Origin of the sequence: Shewanella eurypsychrophilus (genome assembly GCF_007004545.3) — a bacterium.
GTDB classification, from domain to species: Bacteria; Pseudomonadota; Gammaproteobacteria; order Enterobacterales; family Shewanellaceae; genus Shewanella; species Shewanella eurypsychrophilus.
Genome location: NZ_CP045503.2, coordinates 2065670 through 2080511, shown reverse-complemented (window position 1 = coordinate 2080511; position 14842 = coordinate 2065670). Strand labels below are relative to the sequence as shown.

At 47.4% G+C, this 14842-nt stretch carries 13 protein-coding genes; all 13 read right to left on the bottom strand.

Features of this window, described 5'->3' with window-relative positions; genetic code table 11:
• Positions 1–112: 112 nt before the first annotated feature.
• The 13 genes from fdhF to FM038_RS08660 all read right to left on the bottom strand — a co-directional run bounded on the left by fdhF (position 113) and on the right by FM038_RS08660 (position 14728).
• Positions 113–2260: a formate dehydrogenase subunit alpha gene (gene fdhF / locus FM038_RS08720; protein WP_142872881.1), complete on the bottom strand. Its 2148-nt coding sequence runs from the start codon at positions 2258–2260 to the stop codon at positions 113–115.
• Between the two features lie 29 nt (positions 2261–2289).
• The gene (locus FM038_RS08715; protein ID WP_142872880.1) at positions 2290–2838 is read right to left on the bottom strand and encodes a 4Fe-4S binding protein; all 549 of its coding nucleotides are present in this window, start codon (positions 2836–2838) and stop codon (positions 2290–2292) included.
• 385 nt (positions 2839–3223) lie between these two features.
• Positions 3224–3682: a hydrogenase maturation peptidase HycI gene (gene hycI, locus FM038_RS08710; protein ID WP_142872879.1), complete on the bottom strand. Its 459-nt coding sequence runs from the start codon at positions 3680–3682 to the stop codon at positions 3224–3226.
• A gap of 49 nt (positions 3683–3731) precedes the next feature.
• Complete coding sequence (locus FM038_RS08705; RefSeq protein WP_199242735.1) at positions 3732–4217, bottom strand: formate hydrogenlyase maturation HycH family protein; 486 nt, start codon at positions 4215–4217, stop codon at positions 3732–3734.
• Between the two features lie 2 nt (positions 4218–4219).
• Positions 4220–5056, bottom strand: coding sequence for an NADH-quinone oxidoreductase subunit B family protein (locus FM038_RS08700; protein ID WP_142872878.1), 837 nt, complete (start codon positions 5054–5056; stop codon positions 4220–4222).
• Entirely contained in the window at positions 5043–5606 is a 564-nt protein-coding gene (gene hyfH / locus FM038_RS08695; RefSeq protein ID WP_142872877.1) for a hydrogenase 4 subunit H, read from the bottom strand. The genes FM038_RS08700 and hyfH overlap by 14 nt, the downstream gene beginning before the upstream one ends.
• Positions 5607–5615: 9 nt before the next feature.
• Positions 5616–7385: a hydrogenase large subunit gene (locus FM038_RS08690; RefSeq protein ID WP_142872876.1), complete on the bottom strand. Its 1770-nt coding sequence runs from the start codon at positions 7383–7385 to the stop codon at positions 5616–5618.
• A gap of 18 nt (positions 7386–7403) precedes the next feature.
• A complete protein-coding gene (locus FM038_RS08685; RefSeq protein WP_142872875.1) occupies positions 7404–8984 on the bottom strand; it encodes a hydrogenase 4 subunit F in 1581 nt (526 codons plus the stop codon).
• Between the two features lie 6 nt (positions 8985–8990).
• Positions 8991–9641, bottom strand: a complete 651-nt coding sequence (hyfE, locus tag FM038_RS08680; protein WP_142872874.1) for a hydrogenase 4 membrane subunit — start codon at positions 9639–9641, stop codon at positions 8991–8993.
• 22 nt (positions 9642–9663) lie between these two features.
• Positions 9664–11106, bottom strand: a complete 1443-nt coding sequence (locus FM038_RS08675; protein WP_142872873.1) for a hydrogenase 4 subunit D — start codon at positions 11104–11106, stop codon at positions 9664–9666.
• Positions 11107–11121: 15 nt separating this feature from the next.
• Complete coding sequence (locus tag FM038_RS08670; protein WP_142872872.1) at positions 11122–12075, bottom strand: respiratory chain complex I subunit 1 family protein; 954 nt, start codon at positions 12073–12075, stop codon at positions 11122–11124.
• Complete coding sequence (gene hyfB, locus FM038_RS08665; RefSeq protein WP_223293028.1) at positions 12075–14099, bottom strand: hydrogenase 4 subunit B; 2025 nt, start codon at positions 14097–14099, stop codon at positions 12075–12077. The genes FM038_RS08670 and hyfB overlap by 1 nt, the downstream gene beginning before the upstream one ends.
• The gene (locus FM038_RS08660) at positions 14099–14728 is read right to left on the bottom strand and encodes a 4Fe-4S dicluster domain-containing protein (RefSeq protein ID WP_142872870.1); all 630 of its coding nucleotides are present in this window, start codon (positions 14726–14728) and stop codon (positions 14099–14101) included. The genes hyfB and FM038_RS08660 overlap by 1 nt, the downstream gene beginning before the upstream one ends.
• Between the last annotated feature and the right edge of the window lie 114 nt (positions 14729–14842).

Sequence of the window (14842 nt, the reverse complement as noted above, 5' to 3'; positions counted from 1 at the left end):
GTCAAACTATTACACTTTTTCACAATTATTACATTTTCAATATATAAAGTTTAGAATAAATACTCTCGGCATAGCTTCACATAACTAACCATACCGAGAGATCTATCTTAAACTAGGCTGTTCCTGTTGCTGTTTTTCTTAACTTAGCTTTAAGCGCACTATATTCAGTTTGAACATAATTCTCAGCCCATTTTTGGTCCTGAATAAGTTCTATCTTAACCGCACAATACTTATATTCAGGCGTAAATGATATCGGATCTAAGTGCTCGATTGTGAGCTCATTACAAGCACCAATCCACCACTGATAAGTCATATAGACGGCGCCCATATTGACTCGTTCATTGACCGCAGCCCGGGTTATGACTTTGCCACGACGGGACGATATCCACACTAGCTGCTGATCACGGATCCCTAGTGCTCTGGCATCATCTGGGTGTATCTGCACATAGCCAGGCTCATCAGCCAAAGTCTGTAGGGCAGAACAGTTACCTGTCATGGAACGACAAGAGTAATGCCCAACTTCTCGCACAGTCGACAAAACCAGCGGATACTCTTCATCCGGTTGCTCTAATGGGGGTCGCCACTCACTTGCAAATAACTGGGCTCTTCCATTTGGCGTAGTAAACTTTGCCCCCTCGAACAAGAAAGAGGTACCAGGGTGATCCACCGTTGGACAAGGCCACTGCACCGTTTTCAGTCCCTCCATTTTCTCGTATGTTGCACCCGCAAATAACGGCGCAATACTTCTCACTTCATCCCAAATCTCTTCAGTATTTTGATAAGACATAGGGTAGCCCATTGCCGTCGCCATTAAGCAGAAAATCTCCCAATCATGCTTAACATTTTCTGGAGGATTTATCGCCGGGTAACTGCGCTGGAATCCACGGTCGGCACTCGAATAGACACACTCATGTTCACCCCAACTGGTTGCAGGGAATATCACATCGGCCATCTCGGCGGTCTGTGTCATAAAGATATCTTGCACAATAACCAGCTCCATCCCCTTGATGGTCTTACGCAAATGAGCCAGATCGGCCTCAGTCTGCGCAGGATCTTCACCAAAGATATAGTAGGCCTTACAAGTGCCATCTTTTACCCTGTGACCAAGCGTCGTTAAAGTATAACCAGGTTTGGACGATAACGGCACTCCCCACGCTTGTTCAAACTTGGCTCTAACCTCATCATCATCTACATTTTGGTAGCCAGGATAGACATTAGGCAACATGCCCATATCACAGGTACCCTGAACATTATTCTGCCCCCGCACTGGGCCTACGCCCACGCCACGGCGACCAAAGTTCCCCGTCATAACAGCTAGACTTGCAAGGCCTTTAACCACATCGACTGCTTGACCATATTGCGTAACACCCATACCCCATAAGATCATCGACTCAGATGCATTAGCATAGGTACGGATCGCCAAACGAATTTCTTCGGCTTTTAAGCCTGTAATGGTTTCTACATACTCTGGGGTATACTTCTTAATGGTCTCGCAATACTCTTCGAAGTTGTCAGCATGCAGTGCTACAAATTCAGAGTCATACAGCCCCTCTTCAATCAACACATTGGCAAATGCATTAATCAGAGCCATATTGGATCCATTTTTCAGTGGTAACCACTGATCGGCAATTCTGGCAGTTTCAACCATGCGTGGATCACACACAATCACTTTAGCGCCATTGGCTTTCGCCTTAAGAATATGTTTCGCTACGATGGGATGTGAGTCCGCTGCGTTGTAGCCAAACACAAATAAACATTTTGTATCTTGTATCTCGGTGATGGAATTACTCATTGCACCGTTTCCAACTGTTGTTACCAGACCGGCAACTGAAGGGGCGTGTCACACCCTAGCACAGTGGTCGACATTGTTTGTGCCGATAACGGCACGGGCAAACTTCTGCATCACATAGTTGGCTTCATTTCCTGGTCCTCGGGCTGAACCCGTTGTCATAATGGTATCTGGACCGAAACGTTTTTTAATACTGGATAACTTGTCTGCCGCAAACTTTATGGCTTCATCCCATGAGACGATTTCTAATTGTGACTCTTTAGTCCGTCTGATCATCGGATGCTTAAGCCGTGGCGTCAGCAGGTTTGTGTCGTTTAAAAAATCCCAACCATAGTAACCCTTGAGACAAAGATCGCCCTGATTAGTACGGCCATCGGCAGGCTCTGCACCGACTAATTTACCATTTTCGGTAATTAAATTTAGCTTACATCCGGTACCGCAGTACGGACATACTGTTATTGTTTTCTTCATCGCTACACTCTCACTGTTAAAGAAAATATTTACATAGGAACGCCGGCTAATGCAGCAACTGCAGCCTCTTGACGTTTCTGTTGATTGAGCTTAGTCATATCCTCTGGCTCTATGACTCTCAAAGCGTTCGTTGGACAGACCTCTACACATGCAGGGCCCTGCGCTCGATGATCGCAAAGATCACACTTTAGTGCCTGAGCTTTTATCTTATTCATTGCAAAAAGTGCAGATGATGGTTTCTGTTCAACCGGAAACGCAACCACATTCATCGCCCCATATGGGCAAGCTACTGCACAGGTCTTACACCCTATGCATCGCTCTTGGATCACATGCACCTGACCACCTTCACGATAGATAGCATTGTTAGGACAAACCTGCTCACAAGGAGCGTCCTCACACTGCCGGCACATAATTGGCGTCGTCACCTGTCCGTTTCTTACCAGAGTCAATCGTGGGTAGAAGCGTGTGGGATCGAATGCAGCTATGCGGCTATCATCCTGATGGGACAGCACACAGGCCACTTCGCATGTCCTACATCCGATACACAGATTGGGGTCTGCAAATACAAACCGATTCATAACTTAGTCCTCTTCAATCGATCATTTTCGAATTCGAGCCTAATGAACTTAAGTAGGCTTAACGACAACATCGCTGACATCTAGTTAAAGCATTATCTGTACCAGTTGTTACGCCACGCAAACTTTGTTTTTTAGTCGACTATTATCAATTAGTTACAACTAACAAACTCAATAGCCTCATCTGTTACTTATATCATTGATGTCGATGTCGACATCAATGACAGCAAAAGTGACGACGGGGGATATTCATGTTCGTCATCACCAACTTCAGTTAACTGAACAGCTAGATCACGGCAAAACTCCATAACCTTGCCAGGCTTAATTGACAAATGCTGATTTAGAAAGCTAACAGCATCATCAACCAGATATCCAGTTAACAAAACAGCTAGATCACAGCAAAGCCGCCATTACCTTGCCAATTAGGTAACTGCTTATAGAGATGTGATACCGCTTCCTCTACCATCTCAGTCATAGGGAATGAAAATGCGACAATCGCAGGTTGTACGCCAACAAACAGCACTTCCGGTATAAAGGTCTTTAAGTCATCTATTAGAAAATTGAGCGGCAAACTGTGGGTCGACATGATAAACATGTCAGCTATCGAATCTGGATCAATGACCCTGATCTCTCCCGCCTTCTCACCTATCTCTGCTGCATCAAAAACGATCACCCGCTCTGGTTGTAGCTGACGGATCTGATGAACGCAGTTCTCTGGGGCACTGCCACCATCAACAACCTCCCAGTCATCAATCGGGTGTTTTGACATCATCTCAGCGAGAAGAGGGCCAGCACCATCATCGCCCATCATGCTATTGCCTACCGCTAAAAGTACGTTAGTCGCCATGACTACTCTCCTCTCTTTAAATTGTTTGAAATTATTTGTTGAACCTTCATTAGCGGCCCCTCACCATGATGTAAACATCTGGCTCTCTATGCAGAGCGCCAAGCGCGGTAATAAAGGACTCACTAAGGGTTTTAAACTCAGGTGTTTGCTCAGCAATAACAGCCTGAAAGGCATTTGCTAACATATGGATATGCTCAGGAAATATAGTGATCTCCCCAAAGGTAAAGAAGCCCTCCATCTTCTGTCTTGCAACGCTCCCCTCAGGAAGATACTCGAGCCACTCTTGATAAGCTTGACGACTACAGCTGACAACCACTTTGAGACAGTCGACAATTCCAAGGTGATGCCCAATGGCTAAGCCGTAATAAATGATCTCTTTGGCCTCCTCGGGAACATCATCTTTCTCATCAACAAATTTTCTATTGAGCGAATAAAACATCACTTTGTCAGACATCGTTGCCATATCTGGTATCTTTGGCTTGTCCGGCACTGACTTAGTTGACATTGATTCAACTGACACTGATTTCATAGACATAATTACCCCTCCAACTCAGCGCATTCCTGATTAACAGCAAGCTTGTCAGGCTGATCCTGGTCTAAACGCTCAAGCACTGCGGCATTTAAGTTGGTGATAATCTCATTCAAGCGAGGATCGCCGCGCTTATCGAGATAAGCTTTTATCTTGGCATCGACATTGTCAGGCTTGGCATCGACCAAGATGGCCATAAACTCATCGGCGATCATCTGCCCATGACGATATCCGGCAAAGCGACGGGCTTCACGCTCTATCAAAATCCTCAGTTCCAGTGGAATGCCGGTGTGCTTGAGTGTGGCAACCTCTTTCTCGCCTTCGATGTGATGCTTAGCTTTTAGCTTTTGATCGAGTAGACCTAACGCAACAGCAAAGCCATAGATGGTGGCTGCAGGTGTCGGTGGACAACCAGGAATATACACATCAACAGGTAAGATTTTGTCCGTCCCCCCCCAGACACAATACAGATCATGGAAGATTCCCCCATCGTTGCCACAGGCACCATAAGAGATGACAATTTTAGGATCTGGCGCGGCATCGAATGCCCTGAGCGCTGGCATTCTCATTGAACGAGTCACCGCACCGGTATAGAGTAAAATATCGGCATGGCGAGGAGATGCCACCACCTTGATCCCAAAGCGTTCGGCATCAAATACCGGGGTAATGGCGGCAAAGATCTCAATCTCACAGGCGTTACAGCCACCGCAATCGACGCGATACACATAGGCTGAACGCTTAATGTCCTGCAGCAAGGTGCCCTTTAACTTGGCGATATGCTCATCAACGACCAAAGGGATGGCTTGAGTATGATCATTGCCGATTAGTGGCTTAATTCCTCTCATCAGTAGACTCCTGAGTTAATGAGTGACCTTGAAGTATGCCGTCCCCCTCAAGCATATTCTGCTTGCGGCGACATTCTGGACATGTATTGAGCTGCTTCGCTCTGAGCTCAACCTGACTCTCATCTAAACCATCTTGAATGAGCAGGTCGAGTGCATATTGCACCGCTTTTTTAGGTGCAAAAGCTTGATCGCAAGCCTGACAAAGACACAGTGAAAACTCAGCCTGCTGATAAAGATCGGCTTTATTCGTGACCGCAAGCTCAAACTCGGGTGAGAGCTTTATCGCCCCCGTTGGACAGACCTCTTCACAGCGGCCGCAATAGATGCAGCGCGCTAAAGAGAGCTGCCAGCGTCTTACGCCAGTTTGCTCATTGGTCTCCATAATCAAGGCATTCGCAGGACATGCCCGAGTACATGCCGCACAAGCAATACACTGCTCAGGCTGATACTCCGGCTTACCTCTAAAATCTTCAGGCACCTCTAGCGGGGCGAACGGGTACTTAGTGGTAGACTCCCCCGCCTTAGCAATCGTCTTTAACAATTTAAACATGCTATTCCCCTACTTCAGTGGTGAGTTTTTACGCTCAATGCCATAACGTTCGAACTCTTTATACGTAAAGGTCTTACTCTTGTTCTTACGTCTATCGACAACGGTCACGCGGTCAGTACAGGAGTAACATGGGTCAAGGCTACCGATGATTAATGGTGCATCTGACACTGTGTTGCCCCTAAGCATGTAGCGCAGTACGGGCCAGTTCGCATATGTCGCCGCGCGGCAACGCCAGCGGAAGAGTTTTTGGTTATCCCCTGTCATACTCCAGTGAACGTTCTCACCACGAGGCGCCTCGGTGAAGCCAAGCGCAAACTTGTTAGGTTGATAGTCAAACCCTTCGACGAGCAGCTTGCCGCCCGCGAGGTTATCTAGCCCCCACTCAACCATATTCAATGAGTCAAACACCTCACGTATACGGACTAAAACACGAGCTTGGACATCTCCAGAGTCAACGGTTTGTAGCTCCATCGGCATCTTTGAGTAGGCTTCAAGAGACTGACCATGGATAATTCGTGCATCACGCTTAAAACCACTACCACGAATAAGAGGTCCCACTGCACTGAAATCTCTGGCGATATCTTTCGCTAGGATTCCCACGCCTGAAATTCGACTTTCAATATTTGGCGTCGCCAGTAGAAAATCCACCAGCTCGGCAAACTCTTGGCGCACTTCACGCACCAGCTTAATTCCTTGGGAGCGATGTGGGCCGAGGATATCGCGTCTGACACCACCAATAAGGTTCAGACCGTAAGTCTTACGGGCACCGGTCAATAGCTCAGCCAACGCCATGGTCTTTTCACGCACGCGGAAGAACTGCATAAAGCCGGTATCGAAACCCACGAAGTGACTAGACAGGCCGATGTTGAGCATATGACTGTGCAAGCGTTCAACTTCAAGTAACACGGTACGGATCATCTGTGCCCGCTCTGGCACCTGAATACCGAGAGAGTTTTCGACACTGTTTGAGTAACCTACGCTATGGGTAAAGCCACAGATCCCACAGACACGGTCTGTTAAAAAAGCCACTTCGTTATAACCCATACGGGTTTCAGCTAGCTTCTCCATGCCGCGATGCACATAAAACATGCGGTAATCGGCATCGACAATGTCTTCACCATCGACAAACAAACGAAAATGTCCCGGCTCATCTGAGGTGATATGCAGCGGACCTACCGGAATAATACGATTAGAGTCATCACCTAACTGATTATCAAACGGGTAGTTCTCTTTCTCAGTCGTTGGCATAGGGCGCTGACGATAATCCATCGAATCTTTACGCAGTGGATGCAGATCTTCTGGCCAATCATCGGGCAGTACTAAGCGGCGATCATCAGGCAGTCCGACGGGGCGAAGGCCATACATATCTCGAACTTCACGCTCTCCCCATACGGCTGCAGGAATAAATGGTGTAATAGAGGGAAACTCTTGGCTGTTAGCATCAACTAACACCTTAACGGTTACCCAGCTCTTAACCTCGCCCTCCATAGACAGTGAGTGATATACCGCAAAGTGTCCATGGAGTGAGCGTTCATCATTACCAAATGTGACAGCAAGCCAGCCCCCTTGATCGTAATAGAGCCACTTCATCACATCGATAAGCGCGGTAGGCTTAACGGTAATGGTCACCTGGTTATCTGTCTGCCACTCCTCATCAATAATGGCTGACGGGAAGAGTTGACGAACACCGGCGACATAACCTAAGCCCTTTTGGCCTGGTTGCGCTTTCGCCTGTTGCCGACTATGTTGCTGAGCGTTCTTTAGATTTAATGTATTCATTTCCACAAGATTCCTCGCTTATTTCTGCGCTAGAGTTGGGTTAGGAACCAACACTTCGGTGGACTGAGAGACTGCTGGTAAGTTGAGCAAATTGAGCACTGTCGGCTCATCACTATCGAGTAACACTAATGCGGCGCGGTCGATGCCGTGCAGGACCTGGGTTGGGATCAATGTGCCCATAATGACAATAAGCCCGACGAGTACGACCATAGGGGCAATCGTCATGAAACCAAGTTCCCCCTTCTCAACTTCTGCGGGCTTATCACCCATCACACAACATGCAACCATATGTGCTAAGCCACCGAGAACAACCGCAAGTAGAGATAACAACGCCACAGTAAAGAAAGGCATATCTTCACCAATTGCCGCAGTGACCATTAAGAACTCACTCACAAACATGCTAAATGGCGGTACACCGCCCAACGCAAGCGCACCGATGGCGACCAAAATACCTGTCATAGGTGCCACTTTTAAGATCCCTTTCACCACCGTAATATCGCGAGTTCCATACTTAAGTAAGATATTACCCGCACCACAGAACATCAGTGTCTTAGCCAAGCTGTGGTTGATCACATGCATAAGCCCAGCAATAACCCCAAGCGGACCCAATGCGATAGCAAGGGTGATAAGCCCCATATTTTCAACGCTGTGGTAGGCCAATTTACGTTTAATATCATGCTGAGTGATGATGAAGAACGCCGAGACAGCGACCGACATGAAGCCAAATACCAACATCAAGGTTTGAGGAAAGTCAGGACCTATCGATTTCACTGTGATCATGTAATAACGCAGTATCACCAGCAGCGCACAGTTCAATAGGCCTGCCGAAAGCAGTGCACTAACAGGACTTGGTGCCTCAGAGTGAGCATCTGGCAGCCAAGCATGCATTGGAAACAAACCGACCTTGGTGCCAAAACCAATCAAGATGAAGATGAAGGAGATGTGCACTAAAGTGGGATCGAGCGCCTTAGCATTTTGATGAATATCCGTCCAGAATATTGCGTTAGCAGGGTCGGCAAAAACAGCGGCCGCATTAGAGTATGTCAAGATAGAACCAAACAGACCAAATGCTAGACCCACTGTACAGATGATAATGTACTTCCAGGCCGCTTCAAGTGATGAGCGCTGACCGTAGAGTCCGACTAAAAACACCGAACATATGGTTGTCGCTTCAATGGCTACCCACATCATGATCACGTTATTAGCGGTGACAGCCAAAATCATTGTCGCGATAAACAGGTTGAATAAACCGTAGTACAAAGCGACTTTAGTCCCTGATAACTCACCATGTTCGTACTCATGGCCAATGTAGCCAATGGAGTACATCCCAGTTAGAAATGAGACTACACCTAATACAGCAAGAAACAGCGCTGAGAGTCCATCAAGATAGATCCAGTTATTGAAGGCATGTATCGGTCCATCGACAAATACCGACCCAGCTACGGTGATTGCTAGAATGACAATCAACAGCATTGAGAGTGCATGACAACCTATGGCGAGCTTCCTAACCCCCTCGCCACCTCGTATTGCCAAGAATGAGACTATCGCTGCAACAAATGGTACCACCATAAGTAGCAGCAAAATTTCAGTAGGAGACATCTGTTATCACCCCTTTAATGAAGTCAGTTGATTCACATCGAGTGTGTTCAACTTAAAGTAGATTTGACGAGCCAAAATCACCATAAACAGCACGGCGAATACGGCATCGGTTGTGATCCCTATTTCTACAAGACCAGGCGCTTTATTTGCCAGCAATGCCAAGGTCAGTGATGAGCCGTTCTCCATTAAGCAGTAACCAAACAACTGCTTAAGAATATTGCGCTGGCTAACAATGCATAACAGTCCTAAGAAGAAGTGACTCAGCGAAACAGCCAATGCCGGCTTTAAATGCTCCACCAATGGCAACTGCACACTCTCAACGGCAAGAAAACTGGCCACTGTGATCACGCCAGCAATGGGGATAAGCCAGCCAAAGTGAACTACCGGACGATCCGCTTGAGGATCGCTCATCTTACTAAAGGCGTAATAGAGCAGTGCCGGAAGCGCTATCACCTTGGTGATGAACGCTGTGATTGACCAATGGTAAAGCTCGGTTGCATCAACCGATTTTGCTATCGCAACAAAGGTCAACACCAGCACAAAGGATTGCAACGAGTAGAGCAATGCCGCCGATTTGGCTTTACGGGTGCCAATCACCATCACAGAGGTGATGATCAGTAGCCCCGCTAAGTTGTTTATTAAAATATCTGAATTCATAAATACTCCCTTAATTCACCCATTAAACGAGCCAGTTAGCTGCGATAAAGCTTGAGCAGAGCGACATGATGATTAAAATTACCAAGACTATCTTCATAGATGCAGGGATAGGTTTAGCCTTAGCAACCACATCAGAAGGCTCACCAACCACAGACTTACCGAACCAGTACAAGATCCAACCGAAGCTCGCCACAGACTCAATCAATGCCAAAATCATGACCGGCATTAACCAACTATGTGTCGAGGTCAGCTCAAAACCTGCAGCAAATATCGGGAACTTACTGAAGAAACCGTTGAAAGGGGGGACACCGGTAATAGCCAATGCCGCGACACAGAAACCCACAGCCAATAATGGTGATGTTTTTACGATCCCCTTTAGTTGTGGCAGCATGCGGGTACCGACGCTATAACTCAGCGCACCAGCCACTAAGAAGAACAAACTCTTAGCAAATGCATGGTTAAAGATGTAGGCAATACCGCCATCGAGTGCCATTTGAGAGCCAAATATCGACAAGGACAACGCCAAGAAGATATAGGACAATTGAGTGATGGTTGAGTAGGCAAGTAGTCGCTTCAAATCTTTTTGAGGCAGATACATAACGAAGCCATAGATCAAGGTGATTGTGGCGCCAACGACACCAATCACACCTATAATCTCAGGTATGTCACCACCAGACATGATGGCTCTGGCGAAGATATAGACTCCCACTTTGACCATTGAAGCCGCATGTAAATAGGCGCTGACCGGTGTCGGTGCGCTCATCGCATCGGGCAGCCAAACATGCAATGGCAGTTGCGCCGACTTACCCCAAGCAGCAAACAGCACCCCTAAGAACACTATGGTCTTAGTATTATCATCGAGCCCGGCGATAGCTGTTACCGCAAAAGTCCCCGTCTCTTTGAAAAGATAAGCCGCTGCGATAAACAAGCCGATAGAGGCAACATGCGTCACTAGCAGTGCTTTAAGCGCAGATTTAAGTGATTTAGGCGATTGGTAGTAGCCAATTAACGACCATGAACAGGCGCCTGTGACTTCGAAGAAGAACAGCTGACCTAAAATAGTCGATGAAAGTACCAAACCTGCCATCGCACCGATAAAGATCAGCAAGAAGGCATAGTACCTAGGTTGGCCCGTATGAGGGTGCTCTCGGTTACCATCTGTCATATACCCAAGTGAGTACATACTCACGAGGAAACCAAGCACAACAACAGCAACCGTGATCAGCGTACTGACTTTATCTACGGTAAGACCAAATATCTCAATCTGACCAATCGACAATAGTGAGTAAGTGACAGTCGGTTCAGTACCGTTAAAAAAAGCAACTGCCAGTGCGATAGCGCCAAATGATGCGATACCAGCAAATAGCTGACACACCCATTTAGCCGCCTCTTTAGGTACAAGCAGTGTGATTATCGCCCCGATAAAGGGAGAGATAATCGTGAGTAGAGCAATAGTTTCTAACATAGCTATTTTCGCTCCTTATAGACCAATCAAGTAGAAGACAAAGCCAAGCACAGCGATGCCGAATCCTACCCAAGTGAGATGATGCGTCTTTAAGAAACGCGTACGAGCAACACTGTTTTCAATCACACCTGCGATCAAGAAGACCACAAACAGCTTGATAAACAGGATCACGGCGGCAACAGATAGTGCAGCGAGCGTCAACTCAGCGGCTTTACCGAACGGCACGAAGATAGCGAGGAACAACTGAGCTACGACTAGCTGCTTGAGTCCTAATGCTAATTTCACCATGGCAAGTCCAGCACCTGAATACTCAGTGATAGGACCTTCTTGTAGCTCCTGCTCCGCTTCTGCGCTATCGAAGGGAAGTTTGCCCATTTCGATAAATACCGCAAAAGCACACGCTGCACCTGCTAACAGTACGGCGCCAGGAACGGCCCAAGTTTCGGTGGCCATATAGGTACTGATATAGCCTAAGTCGAAGGTGCCCGCCATGAGTGCCATGGTGAAGATAGAGAGCATCAAGATAGGCTCAACTAACACACCTAAGGTCAACTCTCGACCCGAACCTACACCGGCATAAACGCTGCCGGAATCTAAGCCTGACAGGGCAAAGAAGAAGCGGAAAATAGCAAACAGATAGATATCAGTGATCACATCGCCCGCGATGGGGAAAGGTGAGTAGTTCGTTACTGTTGGTAATGCCATAGCAACAAGTAAGATGCTGGACATTAAGATCATCGGCATCACCTTAAAGATGATCCCCGATGGGTTAGGCGCAACCTCCTGGCGACGCAATAGTTTGCGAATATCGCGGTAATCCTGCAGCACCCCTGGACCTTTACGAGAGTGCATTTTTGCACGCAACACTCGTGTAAAACCTGTGGCCAAGGGAGCGAGACAAACCATTATTAATGCCTGAACGACAGCTAAAGCGATCCATTCAGGACTTGGCATTTCAAGCCCTTGCATCAGCTTACTCCTAAATTAATGGGGATAAACAGCAGCACCAGTAGCGCTACAACTATGTAAAGACAGTAGGCTCTAAAATCACCGTACTGAAACCACTGAATAGATTTACCTATCCACTTAACAAAACGCACAATCGGTAAGATCACCTTGTTATCAAGCTGAGGTTCCAACCAAGCTGCCCCATTGGCCGTTGCCGCTAAAGACTTTGCCAGCAGTGGTGCTGGGTCTAGTCGTTTTCTCATGGTGTAGAGCGGTGCGAACATTGAGCGAAGAGGCTGAGTAAAGCCGCCTGCAGAAACAGACATCTTCTCCTCGTAGCCATAACCACATGCCCACGGGTCGCCCCCATTACGTGATGGCATTTTGGGACCTTTGAAGAGTGCCAAAATCGCCACTGGCACAATCAAGAGTGCAAGCAGTGTGAACGCGATGACTGGCGTGGAGAGAATAGCTTGCGTCGGCTCACTCGGAATAAGTGCTATTCCCTGGGTGACGGTAACTGGTTGTGCATCGACTAAAGCCGATGCAATGCCAGAGATGATAGGCGCAACCCAAGGCGCACCGATACCTAACACAATACAAAGAATGGCAAGGCTTGCAGTGCCAAAAATCATGGTCATAGGCACTTCAGTTGCCTTGGTAGCTTGCTCACTTCGCGCCGCACCGGTAAAGCAGATCCCGAATACCTTCACGAAACACATACAGGCAAGCGCACCCGTTATCGCCAACATCACCACAGCAATCGGCGCCGCAACTTGCATCGCCATGCCGCCCTCTTTGCTCATCGCCAGCAGTGACTGATAGATGAACCACTCACTCACAAAGCCGTTGAGTGGCGGTAACGCCGAGATAGCCATAGTGCCGATAAGGAAAGCGATAGCCGTCAGAGGCATCAGTTTTGCCAGTCCACCCATCTTCTCCATATCTTTAGTATGGATACGGTAGATAACTGAGCCCGCTCCTAGGAAGAGTAAGCCTTTGAAAACGGCGTGGTTAAGTAGATGATAAAGCGCGCCTAGCATGCCTAAAGTAGCCAGTACGGGCATCTCATTAGCCATACCTATCATGGCGATGCCTACACCGATTAAGATAATGCCGACATTTTCTACTGTGTGGTAAGCCAGCAAACGCTTAATATCATGCTCAGCTAAGGCATAAAGCACGCCCAGTACCGATGAGACACAACCAAAGGCGAGTACCAGATATCCCCACCAGGCTATTTCAGCGCCGAGGAAATCGATACTGACCTTGATGATACCGAAGACACCAATCTTGACCATCACACCAGACATCAATGCCGATGCATGTGATGGCGCTGCAGGGTGAGCCTGAGGTAACCAACCATGAAGCGTGATCACACCCGCTTTAGCACCAAAACCGAAGAAGGCTAACAGGAACACGGTCGAGGCTTGGTAGCTTGTTAACTCAGCATTGGCAAAGTCGGCAAAGTTAAGGCTGCCGGTTTCACGATAGAGGATGTAAAACGCTATCATGATGAGCACTGAGCCTGCGTGGGCAATCAGAAAGTACTGCAGACCCGCTTTAACGGCTTTCTCATTTTGCTCTGAGATAACCAGAAAGTAGGACGCCAGTGACATCATCTCGAAGAAAACGATGAAGTAGAAAGCGTTATCACACACAACAAGAGCTACCATTGATGCGATAAAGGTATTCATAAAGAAGCCCATCGCCCAAGCGCCTTTACCCAGGTACTCCTTCATATAGGAGAGGGAGTAAATAGCGGTAGCAACGACAAGCAGTGAGATCACCAGTAGCATAAATGCAGACAGACCATCCAAGCGAATAATAAAGTCTGAGAAATTAAATGGGCTATAGATCTGTTTAACAATCACCTCGCCTGAAAGCAAAATAGGCAGTGCAGATGCAAGGCCTGCAAGACCTGCCAGCGCACCTAATCCACCTGAGAGTTTTATCGCTAAAGACTCCTGCTTATAGCAGAGCAGCGAAGAGACTGCCGCTGCAACATAAAGCAAGATAGCTAAGAGTAGAAAATCGAGTGACATCATAATTCCTGCCCCCCCATGCCAGTTGAAGAGAGGTTAACTTGAGCGGCGCTCGTTGCGGCTTGCTGACGTTTCTGCTGCGAAACGTTTTCAAGTGAACTCTCTTTCGCAAGGAAAATAGCCTGAGTCGGACATGCAGCAACACACGCAGGTCCATCTGGCTGGTTATGACAAAGATCGCACTTAATGGCGATGCTCTTAACACCAGGTTCCCAAGCCAAAATATCTTTACCAAAGCAGCTTGGTGTCGACGTCGATGGGTTACTGGAATGGATATCAGATGGAATGTAAACATCGTAGGAATTAGCCATCGCAATCGGCCTACTGCCATCAAGAGAGATAGCCCCGAACGGACAGGCGATTGCACACAAGGTACAACCAACACAAATGGTCTCATTAAGCAGTACCTTACCCTCCTCCTGGGTAATGGCCTTTACAGGGCAAACAGTGGCACAGGGGGCGTCTTCGCAATGTCGGCACATTACAGGCGCCGTAGCGCTCAGATGCCGCATTACCGTCAATCTTGGTTTTATTTGCAGTCCCTTAGACTTATGCACCGTAGAACATGCCGCCATACATGTTCCGCATCCAATACACAGCTTAGGATCTGCAATAAGAAAACTATTCATAGTTAGCCTTAGTTATATTGCAGTACTTAACTAGGGTTATTACAATTTTCACACCAAGTTTTATTTTTATAAATATAAATAGAATTTAATAACTAACTAGTTGTAATTATTAGT